The 19,253-nt window shown below is 60.9% G+C and carries 20 protein-coding genes; 13 read left to right on the top strand and 7 right to left on the bottom strand.

Annotated elements, in window-relative coordinates; translation table 11 throughout:
- Nucleotides 1-188 precede the first annotated feature (188 nt).
- Nucleotides 189-794 carry a TetR/AcrR family transcriptional regulator gene (locus AC0J41_RS06260; RefSeq protein WP_007969638.1) on the top strand — a complete coding sequence of 202 codons (606 nt, stop codon included), beginning with the start codon at nt 189-191 and terminating at the stop codon, nt 792-794.
- Between the two features lie 113 nt (nt 795-907).
- Here the strand turns inward: AC0J41_RS06260 and AC0J41_RS06255 are convergent, their stop codons facing one another.
- From AC0J41_RS06255 to AC0J41_RS06245, 3 genes are all read right to left on the bottom strand, one after another.
- Nucleotides 908-1,366: an REP-associated tyrosine transposase gene (locus tag AC0J41_RS06255; protein WP_473014878.1), complete on the bottom strand. Its 459-nt coding sequence runs from the start codon at nt 1,364-1,366 to the stop codon at nt 908-910.
- 263 nt (nt 1,367-1,629) lie between these two features.
- Nucleotides 1,630-2,700: a hypothetical protein gene (locus AC0J41_RS06250; protein WP_473014877.1), complete on the bottom strand. Its 1,071-nt coding sequence runs from the start codon at nt 2,698-2,700 to the stop codon at nt 1,630-1,632.
- A gap of 99 nt (nt 2,701-2,799) precedes the next feature.
- The gene (locus AC0J41_RS06245; protein WP_473014876.1) at nt 2,800-3,240 is read right to left on the bottom strand and encodes a GlcG/HbpS family heme-binding protein; all 441 of its coding nucleotides are present in this window, start codon (nt 3,238-3,240) and stop codon (nt 2,800-2,802) included.
- Nucleotides 3,241-3,509: 269 nt separating this feature from the next.
- Here AC0J41_RS06245 and gcl point away from each other — a divergent pair, with 269 nt between their 5' ends.
- The 8 genes from gcl (at nt 3,510) to AC0J41_RS06205 (ending at nt 13,161) form a co-directional block, all read left to right on the top strand.
- Nucleotides 3,510-5,285 (top strand): glyoxylate carboligase, encoded by a 1,776-nt coding sequence (gene gcl, locus AC0J41_RS06240; protein WP_473014875.1) that lies wholly within the window; start codon nt 3,510-3,512, stop codon nt 5,283-5,285.
- Between the two features lie 140 nt (nt 5,286-5,425).
- The gene (gene hyi, locus AC0J41_RS06235; protein WP_025111893.1) at nt 5,426-6,208 is read left to right on the top strand and encodes a hydroxypyruvate isomerase; all 783 of its coding nucleotides are present in this window, start codon (nt 5,426-5,428) and stop codon (nt 6,206-6,208) included.
- A gap of 154 nt (nt 6,209-6,362) precedes the next feature.
- Nucleotides 6,363-7,256 carry a 2-hydroxy-3-oxopropionate reductase gene (locus AC0J41_RS06230; RefSeq protein WP_473014874.1) on the top strand — a complete coding sequence of 298 codons (894 nt, stop codon included), beginning with the start codon at nt 6,363-6,365 and terminating at the stop codon, nt 7,254-7,256.
- Between the two features lie 155 nt (nt 7,257-7,411).
- Nucleotides 7,412-8,686 (top strand): glycerate kinase type-2 family protein, encoded by a 1,275-nt coding sequence (locus tag AC0J41_RS06225; RefSeq protein WP_473014873.1) that lies wholly within the window; start codon nt 7,412-7,414, stop codon nt 8,684-8,686.
- A complete protein-coding gene (pyk, locus tag AC0J41_RS06220; protein WP_473014872.1) occupies nt 8,683-10,098 on the top strand; it encodes a pyruvate kinase in 1,416 nt (471 codons plus the stop codon). The genes AC0J41_RS06225 and pyk overlap by 4 nt, the downstream gene beginning before the upstream one ends.
- 198 nt (nt 10,099-10,296) lie before the next feature.
- Nucleotides 10,297-11,211 (top strand): urea transporter, encoded by a 915-nt coding sequence (locus AC0J41_RS06215; RefSeq protein WP_473014871.1) that lies wholly within the window; start codon nt 10,297-10,299, stop codon nt 11,209-11,211.
- 21 nt (nt 11,212-11,232) lie between these two features.
- Entirely contained in the window at nt 11,233-12,057 is an 825-nt protein-coding gene (locus AC0J41_RS06210) for an ion transporter (protein WP_025111898.1), read from the top strand.
- A gap of 105 nt (nt 12,058-12,162) precedes the next feature.
- Entirely contained in the window at nt 12,163-13,161 is a 999-nt protein-coding gene (locus AC0J41_RS06205) for a sulfate ABC transporter substrate-binding protein (RefSeq protein ID WP_025111899.1), read from the top strand.
- Nucleotides 13,162-13,347: 186 nt separating this feature from the next.
- On the opposite strand, the gene AC0J41_RS06200 is transcribed toward AC0J41_RS06205, so the two are convergent.
- Complete coding sequence (locus AC0J41_RS06200) at nt 13,348-13,968, bottom strand: hypothetical protein (protein ID WP_473014870.1); 621 nt, start codon at nt 13,966-13,968, stop codon at nt 13,348-13,350.
- A gap of 243 nt (nt 13,969-14,211) precedes the next feature.
- Here AC0J41_RS06200 and AC0J41_RS06195 point away from each other — a divergent pair, with 243 nt between their 5' ends.
- The gene (locus tag AC0J41_RS06195) at nt 14,212-15,399 is read left to right on the top strand and encodes an MFS transporter (protein ID WP_473014869.1); all 1,188 of its coding nucleotides are present in this window, start codon (nt 14,212-14,214) and stop codon (nt 15,397-15,399) included.
- A gap of 69 nt (nt 15,400-15,468) precedes the next feature.
- On the opposite strand, the gene AC0J41_RS06190 is transcribed toward AC0J41_RS06195, so the two are convergent.
- Entirely contained in the window at nt 15,469-15,873 is a 405-nt protein-coding gene (locus AC0J41_RS06190) for a type II toxin-antitoxin system HicB family antitoxin (protein WP_473014867.1), read from the bottom strand.
- Entirely contained in the window at nt 15,873-16,085 is a 213-nt protein-coding gene (locus AC0J41_RS06185; protein ID WP_025111903.1) for a type II toxin-antitoxin system HicA family toxin, read from the bottom strand. The genes AC0J41_RS06190 and AC0J41_RS06185 overlap by 1 nt, the downstream gene beginning before the upstream one ends.
- A 221-nt stretch (nt 16,086-16,306) precedes the next feature.
- On the opposite strand from AC0J41_RS06185, the gene AC0J41_RS06180 reads away from it, so the two are divergent.
- From AC0J41_RS06180 to AC0J41_RS06170, 3 genes are all read left to right on the top strand, one after another.
- Nucleotides 16,307-16,963: a peroxiredoxin-like family protein gene (locus AC0J41_RS06180; RefSeq protein WP_473014865.1), complete on the top strand. Its 657-nt coding sequence runs from the start codon at nt 16,307-16,309 to the stop codon at nt 16,961-16,963.
- A 27-nt stretch (nt 16,964-16,990) separates the two neighbouring features.
- Complete coding sequence (locus AC0J41_RS06175; protein WP_025111905.1) at nt 16,991-17,710, top strand: SDR family oxidoreductase; 720 nt, start codon at nt 16,991-16,993, stop codon at nt 17,708-17,710.
- Nucleotides 17,711-17,857: 147 nt separating this feature from the next.
- Nucleotides 17,858-18,739 (top strand): LysR family transcriptional regulator, encoded by an 882-nt coding sequence (locus AC0J41_RS06170; RefSeq protein ID WP_473014864.1) that lies wholly within the window; start codon nt 17,858-17,860, stop codon nt 18,737-18,739.
- Between the two features lie 97 nt (nt 18,740-18,836).
- Here AC0J41_RS06170 and AC0J41_RS06165 read toward each other — a convergent pair whose 3' ends face one another.
- Nucleotides 18,837-19,241: a hypothetical protein gene (locus AC0J41_RS06165; RefSeq protein WP_025111907.1), complete on the bottom strand. Its 405-nt coding sequence runs from the start codon at nt 19,239-19,241 to the stop codon at nt 18,837-18,839.
- Nucleotides 19,242-19,253 lie beyond the last annotated feature (12 nt).

Here is a 19,253-nt window from a genome sequence, read left to right as displayed (position 1 = left end):
TGACCAATGGCTTGATCGCTGCCTTGAACTCTAGCAGCGCCATTGGCGTTCACCCGCAAGATCTGGCGCTTCGTTCAGCCCGGCGACAGCCAGCGCCGCCGAGCGGTGCAACGGGGCATTCTTGAGCCACGCGTGAGGCCGGTGCTACCATGCGCAACCGCCAGAACAGGCAAGGAACCACCGGGTTTATGAGCACAATCCGCGAGCGCAACAAAGAACTGATCCTGCGTGCCGCCAGTGAGGAGTTTGCCGACAAGGGCTTCGCTGCGACCAAAACCAGCGACATCGCCGCCAAGGCGGGATTGCCCAAGCCCAACGTCTACTACTACTTCAAATCCAAGGAAAACCTCTACCGCGAGGTCCTGGAAAGCATCATCGTGCCGATCCTGCAGGCCTCGACCCCGTTCAACCCGGACGGCGTGCCGAGCGAAGTGCTCAGCGGCTATATCCGCTCGAAGATCCGCATTTCCCGCGACCTGCCCTTCGCTTCCAAGGTGTTCGCCAGCGAAATCATGCACGGTGCCCCGCACCTGAGTGCCGACCTGGTGGAGCAGCTCAACAGCCAGGCCAAACACAACATCGACTGCATCCAGAGCTGGATCGACCGCGGCCAGATCGCCCCGATCGACCCCAACCACCTGATGTTCAGCATCTGGGCCGCGACCCAGACCTACGCCGACTTCGACTGGCAGATTTCTGCGGTGACCGGCAAGGACAAGCTGGACGAAGCGGATTACGAGGCGGCGGCGCAGACGATTATTCGGCTGGTGCTCAAAGGCTGTGAGCCGGACTGATAGACCGGTGTGACGCCATCGCGAGCAGGCTCACTCCTACACTGGACGTATGGCGTTCACAAATCACCTGTGGGAGCGAGCCTGCTCGCGAATGGCGGCGATACGGTTTTGGCTCAAAGCCAAATCGCATCCCACAGCGGGTAATCGCCCAGTTTTTCAACAAGACCAGCCCGCAAGGGGTTGGCCACAACATACCTCGCCAATTTCACCAGATCCTCTTCCTTGCGAAGTGCCCGGTCATGAAAGCCTTGCTGCCAGAGCAATGTCTTACGGCCGGTGACACGGCTCACAGCCTTGGTGCTGAGTGATTTGGTTCGTTGCATCAGTTCACCCAGCGATCCCCTTTTGAGCTCGACCAACCAGTGAAAATGATCAGGCATGACAACCCATGCCAGTGAGTTGGCAAATCCCTCTTCTTCTGCAGCTCGAAATTGGCTGACGACCAACCGGCCAAGGATGAAGTCGCTGAACACCGGCTCCCTCCGCACAGTATTGGTGGTCAGCAGATAGATGCGGTCAGGTTCGGAGTTGCGACCGATACGCAGGCGATGTGAAGCGGATAAATACGGCATTCCTTTGCCTTTCTCATGTTCAGTTCATGGAAAGGCTAGTCATGCGAATGGCATGAGGTGAGGCAAACTTTTAGCCAAATGTGTATTCAAGACCGTATTCGCGAGCAGGCTCGCTCCCACAAGGGTCTGAATCATGCAGACATTTTGTGTCTGCCTGCCAAACCTGTGGGAGCGAGCCTGCTCGCGAAAGATGCTACTCAGACACCACGGTCAAACCGCCCCTCCACATCCCATGCGCTGAAGGGACACAGGCATAGTCGTATTCAAACCCCATCCCCCATCAACCAGCGCAATGCCTGCGGGAACGAAGTCTGCCAGTCGTCAGGGAAAAAGTGCCCGCCCTCGTGAGTACGCGATTTGACCTCGTTGCCGTCGCTGAACAACTTGCGGAAATCGGCGCTCATCTGCTGATTACGCGGCCCTTCCTTCTCGCCATTGATGACAAACACCCGCTTGCCGCGCGCCTTGCTGTCGGTTGGCGTCGGTTGCATGCCGCCGGGTGACAGCAACAGCGCGCCGGCGTAATCGTCCGGGTGTTGCGCCAGCAAGGCGCCGGCATGCTGCGAACCCTGGGAGAAGCCCATCAGAAAAACGCGCTTTCGGTCGATGCATTGTCGGGCTTCCAGGGCTTTGAGGCCCTTCTGCACCGTCTGATGGGTGCCTTCAAAGCCTGGGCCGATCCAGCGAAAGCTGTGGACTGAGTTGATCATTTCTGTGCCGTTGATGCCCAGGATGATTGCCCCGGTATCGGCCAGCGGCTGGTAGCGGTCATCCAACTCACCGTTGATGCCATAACCGTGCAGCCAGACCACCACCGGACGACAGGCTTTGGGTGCCGGAATGTTCGCCGACGGGTTGAGCACCGAAATTGCGCCGACCTTGCCCGGGGCAATCTTCTTGTAGCGCTCCTGAGCATTGGCCAACACGGTTTTGTAAATGTCGGACTCGTGCAGATCGGCGAAATCTTCGTCACTGGCCAGCATTGGACCGAACCACAAGCCTCGATCATCGGCCTCGCGCAAAAAGCGCTCGGCCAGCTTGTCATCGCCACGGCGAGCGAACAGCGCCGCCACCTGATAAGGCGCCTGCAATTGCTTGGGGTCTTCTCGAGTCGCAGCCAGATACACCGCAATGGCCTGCAACGTATCGCTCGATTCGAGCTTCTCGCCGCGCTCCATCAGTTCCTCTACATCGTCCGCGTTGATCAATGCAGAGACCACCGGACTCAGGGCCTGGAACGCGATTTCTTCGGCGTCGGGTGTTTCCGTCGCATACAGGAGGGGGGTGCAGAGGGACATGGCCGAAGCCAGGGTGATGGCCAATAGCGTCTTCACGCAGATCTTCCTTGATACGTAAACGAGAGGGGCGGCAGTCTATAGACCCCGCCCCTCTTCGTCATCATCAAGCCATCAGTCGTACTGGCCTGTTTCCTGTCAGGCCGCCACCCCCGCATCCGCGCGCAACGCCAGCGCCTCCACCGCCTTGATCGCCACCTGCTCATCAATATCCGACAGATCGCCGCTGATACCGATCGCACCCAGCACGTTGCCCGCCTGATCGCGGATCAACACCCCGCCCGGCGCCGGGACGACGCTACCCTGCCCCATGCTGTTGAGTGCGGCGATGAAGGCCGGGCGTTGTTGGGCGTCCAGCGCCAGCAGACGTGACCCTTTGCCCAAGGCGATGGCGCCCCAGGCTTTGCCGATGGCGATGTTGGGTCGCAGCAGGCTCGCGCCGTCTTCGCGTTGCAGGGCGATCAGGTGGCCGCCGGTATCGAGTACCGCGATGGTCAGCGGCGCGGCGTTGATGCCGCGCCCGGTGCTGATGGCTTCGTTGACCAGGTTGACTGCGACTTTCAAGGTTAAAGCGCTCATGGTGCCGTCCTCATTTTGTTATTGGGAAAGTCGTGGAGCTGCGCGTTTGTGCCGCAGCCCTATGCCACAAATAGAACACAATGAATTATTTTTTTGTATACAATAATTCTCGAAAAGCGCCGCATGCGACGAAAAGCCACAGCAGAATCTGGCTTCCGACGAATGAAACAGGCGCTTGAGAAAATGGATTGACCTGCGCCGTCCGCCGTGAATACACTCTGCGCAAAGCCACTTGTATACAATTACAAAACGTAAAGAGGCACAAAACCATGAGCAAAATGAGAGCAATCGAAGCCGCCGTTCTGGTGATGCGCCGTGAAGGGGTTGATACCGCTTTTGGCATTCCGGGCGCTGCGATCAACCCGCTGTACTCCGCACTGAAAAAAGTCGGTGGCATCGATCACGTCCTCGCTCGCCACGTCGAAGGCGCGTCGCACATGGCCGAGGGTTACACCCGCACCAAGGCCGGCAACATCGGCGTGTGCATCGGTACGTCCGGCCCTGCCGGTACCGACATGGTCACCGGGCTCTACAGCGCCTCGGCCGACTCGATCCCAATCCTCTGCATCACCGGCCAGGCACCCCGCGCCCGTATGCACAAGGAAGATTTCCAGGCGGTCGACATCACCAGCATCGTCAAGCCAGTCACCAAGTGGGCGACCACTGTTCTGGAGCCGGGCCAGGTGCCTTACGCGTTCCAGAAAGCGTTCTTTGAAATGCGCTCCGGGCGTCCAGGCCCAGTGCTGATCGACCTGCCGTTCGACGTGCAGATGGCGGAAATCGAATTCGACATCGACGCTTATCAGCCGCTGCCATTGGCCAAGCCGACCGCGACCCGCGTTCAGGTCGAGAAGGCTCTGGCGCTGCTCGATCAGGCTGAGCGTCCATTGCTGGTGGCCGGTGGTGGCATCATCAACGCCGATGCCAGCGATCTGCTGGTGGAGTTCGCCGAGCTGACCGGTATTCCGGTCATTCCTACCCTGATGGGCTGGGGCACCATTCCTGACGATCACCCGCTGATGGTGGGCATGGTCGGTCTGCAGACTTCGCACCGTTACGGCAACGCCACGATGCTGAAATCCGACGTGGTGTTGGGGATCGGTAACCGTTGGGCCAACCGTCACACCGGTTCGGTTGACGTCTACACCGAAGGTCGCAAGTTCATTCACGTCGACATCGAAGGTACGCAGATCGGCCGCGTGTTCACGCCGGATCTGGGCATCGTTTCCGACGCCGCTGCAGCACTGACCGTGTTCATCGAGGTCGCTCGTGAATGGCAAGCCGCCGGCAAGCTGAAAAACCGTAGCGCCTGGCTGCAAGACTGCCAGCAGCGCAAAGCCAGCCTGCATCGCAAGACCCACTTCGACAACGTGCCGGTCAAACCACAGCGCGTTTACGAAGAGATGAACCAGGTGTTCGGCAAAGACACCTGCTACGTCAGCACCATTGGTCTGTCGCAGATTGCCGGCGCGCAGTTCCTGCACGTCTACAAGCCGCGTCACTGGATCAACTGCGGTCAGGCCGGCCCGTTGGGCTGGACCATTCCGGCAGCGCTGGGCGTGGTCAAGGCCGATCCGAACCGTAAAGTCGTGGCCCTGTCGGGGGACTATGACTTCCAGTTCATGATCGAAGAGCTGGCGGTCGGCGCTCAGTTCAAACTGCCTTACATCCACGTCGTGGTGAACAACTCGTACCTGGGACTGATCCGTCAGGCCCAGCGCGGGTTCGAAATGGACTACTGCGTGCAGCTGTCCTTCGATAACCTGAACGCGCCGGAACTCAACGGTTACGGTGTTGACCACGTCGCAGTGGCCGAAGGCCTGGGCTGTAAGGCGCTGCGTGTGTTCGAACCATCGGAAATCGCCCCTGCCCTGCGCAAGGCCGAACAGATGATCGAAGAGTTCAAGGTGCCGGTAATCGTCGAAATCATCCTGGAGCGTGTGACCAACATCTCCATGGGGACCGAGATCAACGCCGTCAACGAATTCGAAGACCTGGCGCTGGTCGGCAACGACGCGCCAACGGCGATTTCGCTGCTCGACTAACTGCTGACCGCTCCCTCTGTAGGAGTGAGCCTGCTCGCGATGACTATTTCATATCCAACATGGATGTTGGCTGATACACCGCTATCGCGAGCAAGCCCGCTCCCACAAGGGGAACCTCACAAGATATACGGGAGACCACCATGCCGCGTTTCGCAGCCAACCTGTCCATGCTGTTCACCGAACAGGATTTCCTTGCCCGTTTCGACGCCGCCGCCAAAGCCGGTTTCAGTGGTGTGGAATACCTGTTCCCGTACGACTTCAGCTCCGCCGAAATCAAGGCCAAGCTTGATGCAAACGGTCTGACTCAAGTGCTGTTCAACCTGCCGGCCGGTGACTGGGCCAAGGGCGAGCGCGGTATCGCGTGCCTGCCGGACCGGGTCGAAGAGTTCCGTGCCGGTGTCGATCTGGCGATTGCCTACGCGCAAGTGCTGGGCAATACCCAGGTCAACTGCCTGGCCGGTATCCGTCCGCAAGGCGTGGACGATGCCACCGTGGAAAAGACCTTCGTCGCCAACCTCAAGTACGCCGCCGACAAGCTGCAGGCAGCGGGCATCAAACTGGTGATGGAAGCGATCAACACCCGCGACATTCCGGGCTTCTACCTGAACAACACGGCGCAAGCCCTGTCGATTCGCGAGCAGGTCGGCAGCGCCAATCTGTTCCTGCAATACGACATTTATCACATGCAAATCATGGAAGGCGATCTGGCCCGCACCCTGCAATCGCACCTGGGCGAGATCAACCACGTGCAGCTCGCGGACAACCCGGGGCGCAACGAACCCGGCACCGGTGAAATCAACTACCGCTTCCTGTTCGAACACCTGGATCGCATCGGTTATCAGGGTTGGGTTGGCTGTGAATACAAGCCGCTGACCACCACTGAAGCGGGCCTCGGCTGGCTGAAGACCCACAACGCAATCTGACACAAATCCCCTGTAGGAGTGAGCCTGCTCGCGATGAGGCCAGCACATTCAACATCAATGTTGTCTGGCACACCGCTATCGCGAGCAGGCTCACTCCTACACAGAGCAACACCCCTATTTCGCTTGAGCAAGACAAAAACAAGAGGATTTTCTCATGGCTAAAATCGGATTTATCGGCACTGGCATCATGGGCCACCCAATGGCTTCGAACCTGCAGAAAGCCGGTCACAGCCTGCTCCTGTCGGCACACCACGACGCCGCTCCAGCCGACCTGATCGCCGCTGGCGCCGTCGCCCTGGCCAACCCGCGCGAAGTGGCGCAGGAAGCCGAATTCATCATCGTCATGGTCCCGGACACCCCGCAGGTCGACGACGTGCTGTTCCGCGCCGACGGCGTTGCTGCCGGTATCGGCAAGGGCAAAGTGGTGATCGACATGAGCTCGATTTCGCCAACCGCCACCAAGGCTTTCGCCAAGAAGATCAACGAGAAAGGCGCACAGTATCTCGACGCGCCAGTGTCCGGCGGTGAAGTCGGTGCCAAGGCCGCGACCCTGAGCATCATGGTCGGTGGCGACGCCGATGCCTTCGAGCGCGCACTGCCGCTGTTCCAGGCCATGGGCAAGAACATCACGCTGGTCGGTGGCAATGGCGACGGTCAGACCGCCAAAGTCGCGAACCAGATCATCGTCGCCCTGAACATTCAGGCCGTCGCTGAAGCCCTGTTGTTCGCCTCGAAAAACGGCGCTGATCCAGCAAAAGTGCGTGAAGCACTGATGGGCGGCTTCGCCTCTTCGAAGATCCTCGAAGTGCACGGCGAGCGCATGATCAAGGGCACTTTCGACCCAGGCTTCCGCATCAGCCTGCACCAGAAGGACCTGAACCTGGCCCTGCAAGGCGCCAAGGAGCTGAACATCAACCTGCCGAACACCGCCAACGCCCAGCAAGTGTTCAGCACCTGCGCGGCCATCGGTGGCAGCAACTGGGACCACTCGGCGCTGATCAAGGGCCTGGAGCACATGGCCAATTTCTCGATTCGCGACAAGAAGTAAGCCCTGCCCCGCTTTCCATGTGGGAGCGGGCTTGCTCGCGAAGAGGGCGTGTCAGTCGACATGGAGATTGACTGACCCACCGCATTCGCGAGCAAGCCCGCTCCCACAATGGATCTGAGTTGCCCTTCCAATAACAAGAATTCCGGGAGCCCGCCATGTCGGTCGATCCGCAACAACTGCTGCGCGAGCTGTTTGCCACAGCCATCGACGCGGCCCATCCGAACCAAGTCCTCGAAGCCTGTCTGCCTGCCGATCGCAGCGGTCGCGTCATCGTCATCGGCGCCGGCAAAGCCGCCGCAGCCATGGCGCAAGTGGTCGAGCGCAGCTGGCAAGGTGAAGTGTCTGGCCTGGTGGTGACCCGCTACGGTCACGGCGCCCCGTGCGAAAAAATCGAAGTGGTAGAAGCCGCGCACCCGGTACCGGACGCTGCCGGCCTGGCCGTGGCCAAACGCGTGCTGGAGCTGGTCAGCAACCTGACCGAAGACGACCGCGTGATCTTCCTGTTGTCCGGTGGCGGCTCTGCCCTGCTGGCGTTGCCGGCCGAAGGCATCACCCTCGCCGACAAGCAGTCGATCAACAAAGCCCTGCTCAAATCCGGCGCGACCATCGGCGAGATGAACTGCGTGCGCAAGCACCTCTCGGCGATCAAAGGTGGCCGCCTCGGCAAGGCCTGCTGGCCTGCAACTGTTTATACCTACGCCATTTCCGATGTGCCGGGCGACCTCGCCACGGTCATCGCGTCCGGCCCGACCGTGGCCGACCCGAGCACTTCCGCCGAAGCCCTGGCGATCATCAAGCGCTATGGCATCGAGATCCCGGCGTCGGTGCGCAACTGGCTGCAAAGCCCGGAGTCGGAAACCGTCAAACCCGGTGATCCGTCCCTGGCGCGCAGCCACTTCCAGTTGATCGCCCGCCCTCAGCAATCGCTCGATGCCGCTGCAGTGAAATGCCGTCAGGCCGGCTTCAGCACGCTGATCCTCGGCGACCTCGAAGGTGAATCGCGCGAAGTGGCAAAAGTCCACGCCGGCATCGCCCGCCAGATCATCCATCACGGACAGCCACTGGCAGCCCCGTGCGTGATTCTCTCCGGCGGCGAAACCACCGTGACCGTGCGCGGCAATGGCCGGGGCGGACGCAATGCCGAATTCCTCTTGAGCCTGACCGACAGCCTCAAGGGCCAACCCGGCGTCTATGCGCTGGCCGGTGATACCGACGGCATCGACGGCTCGGAAGACAACGCCGGCGCGATCATGACTCCGGACAGCTACTCCCGCGCCGCCGCCCTCGGTTTGAGCGCCAGCGACGAGCTGGATAACAACAACGGTTACGGCTACTTCGAGGCGCTCGATGCGCTGATCGTCACCGAGCCGACCCGCACCAACGTCAACGACTTCCGCGCCATTCTGATTCTCGAGAGTTCTAAATCATGACGCCTGATAAAAAGGTCAAAATCCTCGCCACCCTCGGGCCTGCTGTCGATGGCATCGAGGACATCCGTGAACTGGTCGAGGCCGGGGTCAACATCTTCCGCCTGAACTTCAGCCACGGCGATCATGCCGACCACGCCAAGCGCTATCAGTGGATCCGCGAAGTCGAGCGCCAGCTCAACTATCCGCTGGGCATTCTGATGGACTTGCAGGGGCCGAAACTGCGCGTCGGCAAGTTCGCCGACGGCAAGGTTCAGTTGCATCGCGGTCAGGCGTTTCGCCTAGACCTGGACGCGACACCGGGCGATGAGCGCCGAGTGAATCTGCCGCATCCGGAGATCATTGCTGCGCTGGAGGCGGGCATGGATCTGCTGCTCGATGACGGCAAACTGCGTCTGCGCGTAGTGACCAAATACAACGATGCCATCGACACCACCGTACTCGCCGGCGGCGAATTGTCGGACCGCAAAGGCGTGAACGTGCCGCAAGCCGTGCTCGACCTCAGCCCGCTGACGGCCAAGGATCGCCGCGACCTGAGCTTCGGCCTGGAGCTGGGGGTGGATTGGGTGGCGCTGTCGTTCGTGCAACGCCCGCAGGACATCCTCGAAGCCCGCGAACTGATCGGCGACAAAGCCTTCCTGATGGCGAAAATCGAGAAGCCGTCGGCGGTTGAACAACTGCGCGAAATCGCCGAACTGAGCGACGCGATCATGGTGGCTCGCGGCGATCTCGGCGTGGAAGTGCCCGCCGAAAGCGTGCCGCAGATCCAGAAGAACATCATTACCACCTGCCGCGAACTCGGCAAACCGGTGGTGGTGGCGACGCAGATGCTTGAGTCGATGCGCTTCTCCCCGGCCCCAACCCGCGCTGAAGTCACCGACGTGGCCAACGCCGTGGCCGAAGGCGCCGATGCGGTGATGCTCTCGGCCGAAACCGCGTCCGGTGAATACCCGCTCGAAGCGGTGCAGATGATGAGCAAGATCATTCGCCAGGTGGAAAACGGCCCGGATTACCAGACCCAGCTCGACGTCAGCCGGCCGAAAGCCGAAGCGACCGTGTCCGACGCGATCAGCTGCGCGATCCGGCGTATCAGCAACGTGCTGCCGGTGGCGGTGCTGGTCAACTACAGCGAGTCCGGTGCATCGAGTCTGCGGGCGGCGCGGGAGCGGCCGAAAGCGCCGATCCTCAACCTGACGCCGAACCTGCAGACCGCGCGCCGTTTGAGCGTGGCGTGGGGCATTCACTCGGTGGTCAACGATCGCCTGCGTCAGGTCGACGAAGTCTGCTCGACCGCGCTGGAAATCGCCCAGGCCCAAGGCATGGCCGAGCGTGGCGACACGCTGCTGATCACCGCCGGTGTGCCGTTCGGGCAGCCGGGGTCGACTAACTCGCTGCGGATCGAAACATTGATTTAAAGATAGATACAAAACCCGTGGCGAGGGGATTCACATAACAAAGAGATTCATTGTTTTTACTGGCCTCTTCGCGAGCAGGCTCGCTCCCACAGTTGACTTGTGTGCACCACAAACTCAATGACTGAACAAAGATTCAGTGTGGGAGCCAGCCTGCTGGCGAAGCAGGCGATTCGGTTTCACTGACTTTTTAGAACTGCCATGCCTGCCAACTCTTTCAACACCCACTGCCCCGACTGGGCCGAGGCTTTGCTCAACGGTTTCAGTCAAATATTTCTTCAGCGCCACCCGCTATGCGGCTTGCTGTGCTTGCTGGCGATCCTGCTGACCGCGCCGGTGCTGTTTGCCGGTGCACTGCTCGGTGCTGTCGCCGGTTTGCTCACCGCGCAACGGCGCAACTACGCCAAGGCTGATCGCCAGGCCGGTCTGTTCAGCTACAACGGCGTATTGCTCGGCCTGCTGTTGAGTCTGTATTTCCCTTGGTCGCCGATGCTGCCGCCACTGATTCTCGCCGCTGGTGGCTTGAGCGCGATGGTCACTCAGCAATGGCTCAAACATGTGTACCGCAGCCGATCCATACCGGCCTACACCTCACCCTTTGTGGCCATTAGCTGGATCCTGCTGCTGTTCGCTGAACCGTCGGCGCCGATGGCGCACATCGAGATGAACACGCTGAATCTGTTTGCCGCCGAACTGCGCGGTTTGGGCCAGGTGATGTTCCTCGGGCATCCACTGGCCGGCGCGCTGATCGCCATTGGGTTGCTGATCGCTGACCGTCGGGCTTTTTGTTGGGCGCTGCTGGCGTCCGCAATCGGCCTTGGTTCCAGCCTGCTGCACCACGAAGCCAGCATGGCGCTGCTCGGCCTGGGTAGCTACAACGCGGTGCTCGCCGCCCTCGCCTTCAGCCCCCAACGCCAGCAACCGTGGCTGCCGCTGCTGGGCATCGTTCTCGCGCTGCTGGTCACGCCGCTGTTCGCCGCCATCGGTCTGGCGACACTGACCGCGCCATTCATCCTGGCCTGCTGGCTGATCCGCGCCGGTATTCAGATGCTCGGCAAAGCGACCGTCGACGGCACGCCTTGCGCTCATGGGGAGAATCAACCTAGGCTGCGCTGATCTTCGATTCAGGCGTTATCCATGGACAGCAGCAACAGTTGGCGTGAACGGCTTTACGTCATGATTTTCCAGAGTGACACCCTCGCCGGGCGGCGCTTCGACGGCTCCTTGCTGTTGATCATCCTCGCCAGCCTGGTGGTGGTGATGCTCGACAGCATCGACAGCATTCATCAGAACTACGCCGATGTGCTGGCGTACATCGAATGGGGCTTCACCGTGATCTTTCTCGGTGAATACATCCTGCGGCTGTACTGCTCGCCCAAACCGTTGCGCTATGCCTTCAGTTTCTACGGGCTGGTCGACCTGCTGGCGATCGTGCCCGGGATCCTCGCGCTGTATTACAGCGATGCGCAGTACCTGCTGATCATCCGGATCATTCGGATGCTGCGGATCTTCCGGGTGCTCAAGCTCAGCCCGTACCTCAAGCAAGCCAACTACCTGATGTCGGCGCTGCGTGGCAGCAAGCAGAAGATCGTGGTGTTTCTGGTCAGCGTCTGCACCCTGGTGACGGTGTTCGGTACCCTGATGTACGTCATCGAAGGCCCGGAACATGGCTTCACCAGCATTCCCAAGGGCATCTATTGGGCTATCGTGACCCTGACCACCGTCGGTTTCGGCGACATCGTGCCGAAGACCCCGCTGGGTCAGGTGATTTCGTCGCTGGTGATGATCACCGGTTATTCGATCATCGCCGTGCCCACCGGAATATTCACCGCAGAACTGGCCAACGCCATGCGCGGCGAACAACTGCAGCACGACTGCCCGGTGTGCAAGAAAAACAGCCATGAGCATGGCGCGGCGTTCTGCTCCCGTTGCGGCAACGCCCTGTTCAAGAAAATGGAATAAGTACAGAGCTTTTTAATCTTTAAGCGACTATGTGCGCCCGGCTATAGTCGCTGGCAAAACGGTATCACCCCCTACCGCTATCACCGACACAACAAGGAATGCGCAGTGAAAAAACTCTTTGGCGCCTCACTTCTCGCCGCCGGTCTTGCCTTTGGCAGCGTGGCTCAAGCCGCACCGACCCTGCTCAACGTCTCCTACGACGTGATGCGCGATTTCTACAAGGACTACAACACTGCGTTCCAGAAGCACTGGCAAGCCGAGCACAACGAAAACATCACGGTGCAGATGTCCTTCGGTGGTTCGAGCAAGCAGGCGCGCTCGGTGATCGACGGCCTGCCGGCTGACGTCATCACCATGAACATGGCAACCGACATCAACGCCCTCGCCGATAACGGCAAACTGGTCCCGGAGAACTGGGTCACCCGTTTGCCGAACAACAGCGCGCCGTTCACCTCGGCCACGGTGTTCATCGTCCGCAAGGGCAACCCTAAAGCCCTGAAAGACTGGCCGGACCTGCTCAAAGACGGTGTGCAGGTGATCGTGCCGAACCCGAAAACCTCGGGTAACGGCCGCTATACCTACCTGTCGGCCTGGGGCTACGTGCTGAAGAACGGCGGTGACGAAAACAAGGCCAAGGACTTTGTCGGCAAACTGTTCAAACAGGCGCCAGTGCTCGATACCGGCGGCCGCGCCGCGACCACCACGTTCATGACCAACCAGATCGGAGACGTGCTGGTCACCTTCGAGAACGAAGCCGAAATGATCGCTCGCGAGTTTGGCCGCGACCAGTTCGAAGTGATCTACCCAAGCGTCTCCGCCGAAGCCGAGCCACCGGTGTCGGTGGTCGACAAAGTGGTCGACAAGAAAGGCACCCGCGCTGCCGCCGATGAATACCTGAAGTACCTGTGGTCGCCGGAAGGCCAGGAAATTGCCGCCGCCAACTACCTGCGCCCACGGGACCCGGCGGTGCTGGCGAAATACACCGACCGCTTCCCGAAAGTCGATTTCCTGTCGGTCGAGAAGACCTTCGGTGACTGGCGCTCGGTGCAGAAGACCCACTTCAATGATGGCGGGATCTTTGATCAGATTTATACCGGCCAGTAAGGCTTAGGCAGTCACGAAAAAGGCGACCCTCAGTGGTCGCCTTTTTCATGGAGTTTGAAATCACCACACTTCCCCCCGTGGGAGCGGACTTGCTCGCGAAGGCGTCGGATCAGTCAGCACATCTGCTGAATGTCAGACCGTATTCGCGAGCAAGCCCGCTCCCACAGGGGATTTGTGTGTGACCCACTACATGGGTGGGGTGACGCCATCCTTGCCGGCGGAGATCGATTGGGCGGTTAGCGTGCCGTCCGCACTCTGGGTGACGAACGTCACGATCTTCACCCCGACCTTGAGCAAGCTGCGATCTCCCGGCGTCAGGTTGACGATCGGCACATCCTCCGGCACCAGGATCTTCTGCTGCCCGCCCTTGTAGTTCACCGTCAGCACCCGGCCGTTGCTGACCACCAGATCGCCGACGCTGCCATTGGTCATGCTACTGCCCTTGGCCAGATCGAACGGCCGATGGCCGTCGCCACTGCCGGCCAGTTCCGGCGGGAATACGTGCACTTCCATTGCCTTGAGCGTGCCATCCTCCTGAGGCATGGCGGCCGAGCCGATGTAGCTGCCGGGTTTGATGTCTTCGATATTCGCCAGCGTGACGGCGCGAACCTTGGTGTCCGCGGTCAACTGGATCACCACGTTCTCGCCGCTGTTGACGTGTACCTTCAACGAATCGGTGCTGACCCCGGTGATCTCGCCGCGTACGCCGAGCCGCGTACCGGGGGCATCAGCCGCCTGCACCGCGCTGGCGCCGAGCAGGCCGATCAGGGCAATCGTGGTGGTGTGACGCAGCAACTGACGAAACATGGCGATCCTCCGGTGATGAACAGTTAAAGCGCTGCAGTAAACATAAGCACGCTATCGAAGAAGATGTAAGTGAATGTATCATCACCCCACCCCGGCCGGACGCAAGGTTCGCCGATGAACGCCACCACGCTTGAAGCCAATCATTCCGCAACGGAATAACTGCTATCGATACAAGGCTTCTACCGCCGCCCCGGTGCGTCCCTTAGCCTCACCGCATTCCCTTTCGCTGGATCGAGAAACCTTATGAACGCCACAACTCACGCAATGACCCGAGGCATGGTGCTGCTGTTCGCCTTCTGCTGCGGCGCCATCGTCGCCAACATCTACTACGCGCAGCCGATCATCGGCCTGATCGCCCCGGACATTGGTCTCTCCGACACCATGGCCAGCTTCATCGTCTCGCTGACGCAGATCGGTTACGCGCTGGGCCTGTTCTTCCTGGTGCCGCTGGGCGACCTGCTGGAAAATCGTCGATTGATGATCATTACCACCGTGGTGGCGATTGCCAGCCTGCTCGGCGCGGCGTTCACCAATCAGCCGAACGTGTTCCTGCTGATTTCGCTGCTGGTGGGGTTCAGTTCGGTGTCAGTGCAGATCCTGATTCCGCTCGCCGCGCATCTGGCGCCGGAGGAATCCCGTGGCCGGGTGGTCGGCGGGATCATGGGTGGCCTGCTGCTGGGCATTCTGCTGGCGCGGCCGGTGTCGAGCGTCGTCGCCGACCACTTCGGCTGGCGCGCGATGTTCATGATTGCCGCAGCGTTGATGGCCGCGATCAGTGTGGTGCTGGCGTTGACCGTGCCCAAGCGCCAACCGGATCACAGCGCCACGTATGGCCAACTGATCGGCTCGTTGTGGACACTGCTGCGCCAGCAACCGGTACTGCGTCAGCGGGCGTTTTACCAGGGCTGCATGTTTGCCACGTTCAGCCTGTTCTGGACCGCCGTGCCGCTGGAACTGGCGCGCAACCATGGGCTGTCGCAGAGCGAGATCGCGATATTCGCCCTGGTCGGCGCCATCGGTGCCATCGCCGCCCCCATCAGCGGACGCCTGGCCGACGCCGGCCACACCCGCATTGCTTCGCTGCTGGCCATGCTGTTCGCCAGCCTGAGCTTCCTGCCGGCCTTCATCCACCCGGCCTACAGCGTGATCGGCCTGGCCGTGACCGGCGTCGTGCTCGACTTCTGCGTACAGATGAACATGGTCCTCGGCCAGCGCGCAGTCTATTCGCTGGACGCCAAAAGCCGCGGTCGCCTGAATGCGCTGTACATGACCAGCATCTTCATCGGCGGTGCCTTCGGCTCGTCGGTCGCCAGTGCCGTGTATGAGCATGGCGGCTGGTTGTGGATCGTGATTGTCGGCAGCGCATTCCCGTTACTGGCGCTGTTGCGGTTTCTGAGTGCTTCGCAGCGTGGTTCCTTGGCAACGGCGTAAGGCGTCAAAAGCTTCGCGAGCAGGCTCGCTCCCACAGGCCCGCCACTGAACCTGTGGGAGCGCTGCTATTCAATACCGAACCAGTTTCTCCATCGCCGCATCCGCCAGAAAAGAGGAGCGGCTTTTGACATTGTGCTCACGCACATATCGATCAATGCGCTGGATGACGTAGCCCGGCAACGTCACGTTGACCTTTTCGGTTTTACCCATGTAGGGCGAGATATCCAGCTCAAGCATGCCCCAGCCCATGTCGGCAAACTCCGGATTATTGCGATGGGCCGCTGCCGACGTCGGCATCGGAACCGACTCGCCGTCTGCCGCTCTCTCCTGCAGCAGAATGTGGGCGATTTCAACGGCTGCGTTGTAGGCGTCCTCGAAGGTATCCCCAGCCGTGACGGCGCCGGGAATGTCGGGTATCAGAATCCCGATGGCGGTGTTGTCGTCACCCCATTCGATGCAGATCGGATATTGCATTATGGATCTCCCTTGCAGCTGGCTGGCGGGTGGTACAACCCGGCACGCCTCCTGATGCTTTTGACCGTCCCCGGCGGCAAATCCTTTTTCGGGTGGGGAACGGGAATCGTGTACGGGTTGTAGCGGTGAATGAAGATGTGATGACTGCCGGTGACTCGATCCAGCGCCCAGCCTGCCTCCTCCAGTTCCTTGATCAATAGCCTGCTTTGCACCTACCGCCTCCTTGCTCCGGCCAAATAAAAATAACTCTAGAGTTATCTTTACTCAAGCACAGAAATCGATGGAACGACGTTCGGTTGTTTTACAGGGTGTGATCAACCCAGCCATTCCGGTGAAGCATGAATGCTATGCCCGGCACCTGCGTTCCGCTGCCCTCGCCTGACGGTCATCCTTGAATCGAGCCACTCACGGCTCTTCCCAAGGAATTTCGACCATGACCCTGCAAGCAAGACTCGATGCTTTCAAAGCCGACTTCAAGGCCGGCAAACCCCCTTACAACGCCCCCGCCGACATTCACCCGGTGATGGAGCGCGCCACTGCCGAACTGATCGCCGGCGGCGCGGCCAGCCGTGCCTTGAAAGTCGGCGACATGGCGCCTCTGTTCACCCTGAAAGACCCCGAAGGCCATCCCGTATCGTCGGTTGATCTGTTGGCGCAAGGGCCGTTGGTGCTGACCTTCTATCGCGGCGTCTGGTGCCCGTACTGCAACATGGAGCTGCAGGCGTTGCAGGCCTTTCTCCCTTCGATTCAGCACGCCGGGGCCCGTCTGCTGGCAATTTCGCCACAGATCGCCGCCAACAGCCGCAAGTCGCAACGCATCAACGAACTGCAGTTTCCGATCCTCAGCGACCCGCGCAATGACGTGGCGGCGGCGTTCGGCCTGCGCTTCGAATTACCGGATTACCTGATCGAGCTGTACAAGAACCTGCGTAACGACCTGCCGACCTTCAACGATGATCCATCGTGGACATTGCCAATGCCGGCGCGTTATGTGATTGGTCAAAATGGCGTGATTCGTTACGCCGAGGTCAACCCGGATTACACTCAGCGTCCCGAGCCTGAAGCGATGCTGGATGCATTGCGCGGCTGATTCGATCCCATGTGCCCAGGAGTTGCCATGACCCGACGTACTTTCCTCATCACTGGCGCCAGCAAGGGCATCGGCCGGGCGCTGGCCGAGCATCTGGACCGTGCCGGGCACCGGGTGGTGGGGATTGCCCGCCAGCCCGACCTGAGCTTTCCGGGCATCCTGTTTCCGTTGGACCTGAGTGATCGCGAGCTGACCCGTCAGGTGCTGGCCGAACTGGCGCGTACATATGAGTTCGATGGGCTGGTAAACAACGTCGGGCTGGTCCGCCCGCAGGCGCTGGGGGATATCGATCTGGACGCGTTCGACGACGTGATGCGTCTGAATCTGCATTCAGCGTTGCAGGCCACCCAGGCATTGCTGCCGGGGATGCGCACGCGGGGTTGGGGTCGGGTGGTGAACATCTCCAGCCTGACGGTACTGGGCATCACCCAACGTACAGCCTATGCGGCGGCGAAAGCGGCGCTGGTCAGCTTCACCCGTTCGTGGGCGCTGGAGCTGGCGCAGACCGGGATCACCGTGAATGCGGTGGCGCCAGGACCGACCGAGACGGAATTGTTTCGCGCCAACAATCCGCCGGGCAGCGAGGGTGAAGCGCGCTATCTGGCCGCAGTGCCGATGGGGCGTCTGGGGCAGCCGGAGGAGATTGCCTCGGCGATTGCGTTTCTGTTGTCCGAGCAGAGCGGGTTTATCACCGGGCAGACGTTGTTTGTCGATGGCGGCGCCTCAGTCGGCAAAGCCGCATTCTGACCAACACCCCATTCCCCTGTGGGAGCGGGCTTGCTCGCGAACGCGGTCTGACATTCAGCACCTGTATTGGCTGAGCCGACGCTTTCGCGAGCAAGCCCGCTCCCACAGGGCGACTACGACAACCTCAAGATTGTGCAAGGACATGAGATGGACCGCCTCGCTGCCATGGAAACCTTCGTCTGCGTCGTCGAAACCGGCTCGTTTTCCGCCGCCGCCCGACGGCTGAATATCGGCCAGCCCGCCGTGTCGAAGACTATCGCGCAGCTGGAAAGGCACTTGGCGGTCAGCCTGTTGCTGCGCTCGACCCGGGGCCTGACCCCGACCGAGGCCGGGCTGGCCTATTTCGAACGTGCCAAACGCGCCATCGATGAGGCCAACGAGGCCGACAACGCCGCCCGAGGCAGCGCCGGCGGGTTGAGCGGCAACTTGCGCATCAGCGCTGCGGTGACCTTCGGCCGTCTGCACGTCGTACCGCACCTGGGGGCGTTTCTCGATCAGCATCCACAACTGAACATCGACTTGCTGCTCGACGACCGCAACATCAACCTCGTCGAAGAAGGCATCGATGTCGCCCTGCGCATGGGCGCCCTGACCGATTCGGGCCTGACCGCACGCAAGATCGCCGATTGCCGCCGCGTGGTGCTCGGCACCCCGGCCTACTTTGCCAAGCACGGCGAACCGAGCTGCCCCGCCGACCTGAGCAAACACCAGGCCGTCGTCTACAACCTCGGCGGCGGCACCATTTGGCAGTTCACCAAAGGCGCGGAACAACAATCGGTGATCCTCAGCGGACGTTTGCGCGTCAGCGCGGCCGAGGGCGTGCGCGAAGCCGTTCTGGCCGATCAGGGCCTGACGCTCGCCTCCGAATGGATGTTCGCCCCGGAACTGGCCAGCGGCGCGGTGAAAACCGTCATGCCTGACTGGACACTGCCTGATCTGGATTTATGGGCGGTATTTGCGACGGGGAGAATGGCCAGCGCCAAGGCGCGGGCGTTTGTCGAGTATGTGCAGGGGTTGTTGGCCAGCTGAACAGCCAGATCAAAAAATCGCAGGCTTCGCCAGCGCCTGCAGGGTGGCGATTGCAACGCTTCAAAACAAAACGGCGATCCGAAGATCGCCGTTTTCATTACTGCCCGAACTGCTTGCCCAAACCCGGGGGCACGCCGTGAATGTCGGTGTCTTCCCACGGGCCGTTGGGGCCGATCGAGCGGCTCCAGCCGTTGTTCCAGCGGAAGTAGGTGCGCTGGCGATAGAAGGTGTTGGGCTGGTCGTCGAGGACGTAGACGCCGAGCTTCTGGTCCCAGTGGCTGTTGCCGCCGGGTGGCGGGGCGAAGCTGGCTGAGGTACGCGGGACAGGCTTGGACGGTTTGGCCGGAATGCTTTTGCCCGGGGTCGGCGAGGTCGACGGGGTCGGGCTCGGTTGTGACGGCGGGATCGGTGGCAGACTGGTGGTCGGCTCCGGTCGGTGCACCGCACATGCGCTCATGCCCAGGGCCAGTGTGATGACTGTGATGCGGGCGAGGCTGTGCATGGCGGTGCTTTC

This window comes from Pseudomonas sp. Arb-4-2C (genome assembly GCF_055755015.1).
The sequence above is the reverse complement of the archived record's forward strand: the minus strand, read 5'-3'. Positions and strand labels throughout refer to the sequence as shown.

Excerpts from the sequence above, each read along its gene's own strand:
- AC0J41_RS06210 (WP_025111898.1), top strand. The coding sequence starts at position 11,233 with ATGGACAGCAGCAACAGTTGGCGTGAACGGCTTTACGTCATGATTTTC.
- gcl (WP_473014875.1), top strand. The coding sequence starts at position 3,510 with ATGAGCAAAATGAGAGCAATCGAAGCCGCCGTTCTGGTGATGCGCCGT.
- AC0J41_RS06200 (WP_473014870.1), bottom strand. The coding sequence starts at position 13,968 with ATGTTTCGTCAGTTGCTGCGTCACACCACCACGATTGCCCTGATCGGC.
- AC0J41_RS06260 (WP_007969638.1), top strand. The coding sequence starts at position 189 with ATGAGCACAATCCGCGAGCGCAACAAAGAACTGATCCTGCGTGCCGCC.
- AC0J41_RS06180 (WP_473014865.1), top strand. The coding sequence starts at position 16,307 with ATGACCCTGCAAGCAAGACTCGATGCTTTCAAAGCCGACTTCAAGGCC.
- AC0J41_RS06225 (WP_473014873.1), top strand. The coding sequence starts at position 7,412 with ATGTCGGTCGATCCGCAACAACTGCTGCGCGAGCTGTTTGCCACAGCC.
- AC0J41_RS06165 (WP_025111907.1), bottom strand. The coding sequence starts at position 19,241 with ATGCACAGCCTCGCCCGCATCACAGTCATCACACTGGCCCTGGGCATG.
- pyk (WP_473014872.1), top strand. The coding sequence starts at position 8,683 with ATGACGCCTGATAAAAAGGTCAAAATCCTCGCCACCCTCGGGCCTGCT.
- AC0J41_RS06195 (WP_473014869.1), top strand. The coding sequence starts at position 14,212 with ATGAACGCCACAACTCACGCAATGACCCGAGGCATGGTGCTGCTGTTC.
- AC0J41_RS06175 (WP_025111905.1), top strand. The coding sequence starts at position 16,991 with ATGACCCGACGTACTTTCCTCATCACTGGCGCCAGCAAGGGCATCGGC.
- AC0J41_RS06215 (WP_473014871.1), top strand. The coding sequence starts at position 10,297 with ATGCCTGCCAACTCTTTCAACACCCACTGCCCCGACTGGGCCGAGGCT.
- AC0J41_RS06245 (WP_473014876.1), bottom strand. The coding sequence starts at position 3,240 with ATGAGCGCTTTAACCTTGAAAGTCGCAGTCAACCTGGTCAACGAAGCC.
- hyi (WP_025111893.1), top strand. The coding sequence starts at position 5,426 with ATGCCGCGTTTCGCAGCCAACCTGTCCATGCTGTTCACCGAACAGGAT.
- AC0J41_RS06190 (WP_473014867.1), bottom strand. The coding sequence starts at position 15,873 with ATGCAATATCCGATCTGCATCGAATGGGGTGACGACAACACCGCCATC.
- AC0J41_RS06170 (WP_473014864.1), top strand. The coding sequence starts at position 17,858 with ATGGACCGCCTCGCTGCCATGGAAACCTTCGTCTGCGTCGTCGAAACC.
- AC0J41_RS06230 (WP_473014874.1), top strand. The coding sequence starts at position 6,363 with ATGGCTAAAATCGGATTTATCGGCACTGGCATCATGGGCCACCCAATG.
- AC0J41_RS06255 (WP_473014878.1), bottom strand. The coding sequence starts at position 1,366 with ATGCCGTATTTATCCGCTTCACATCGCCTGCGTATCGGTCGCAACTCC.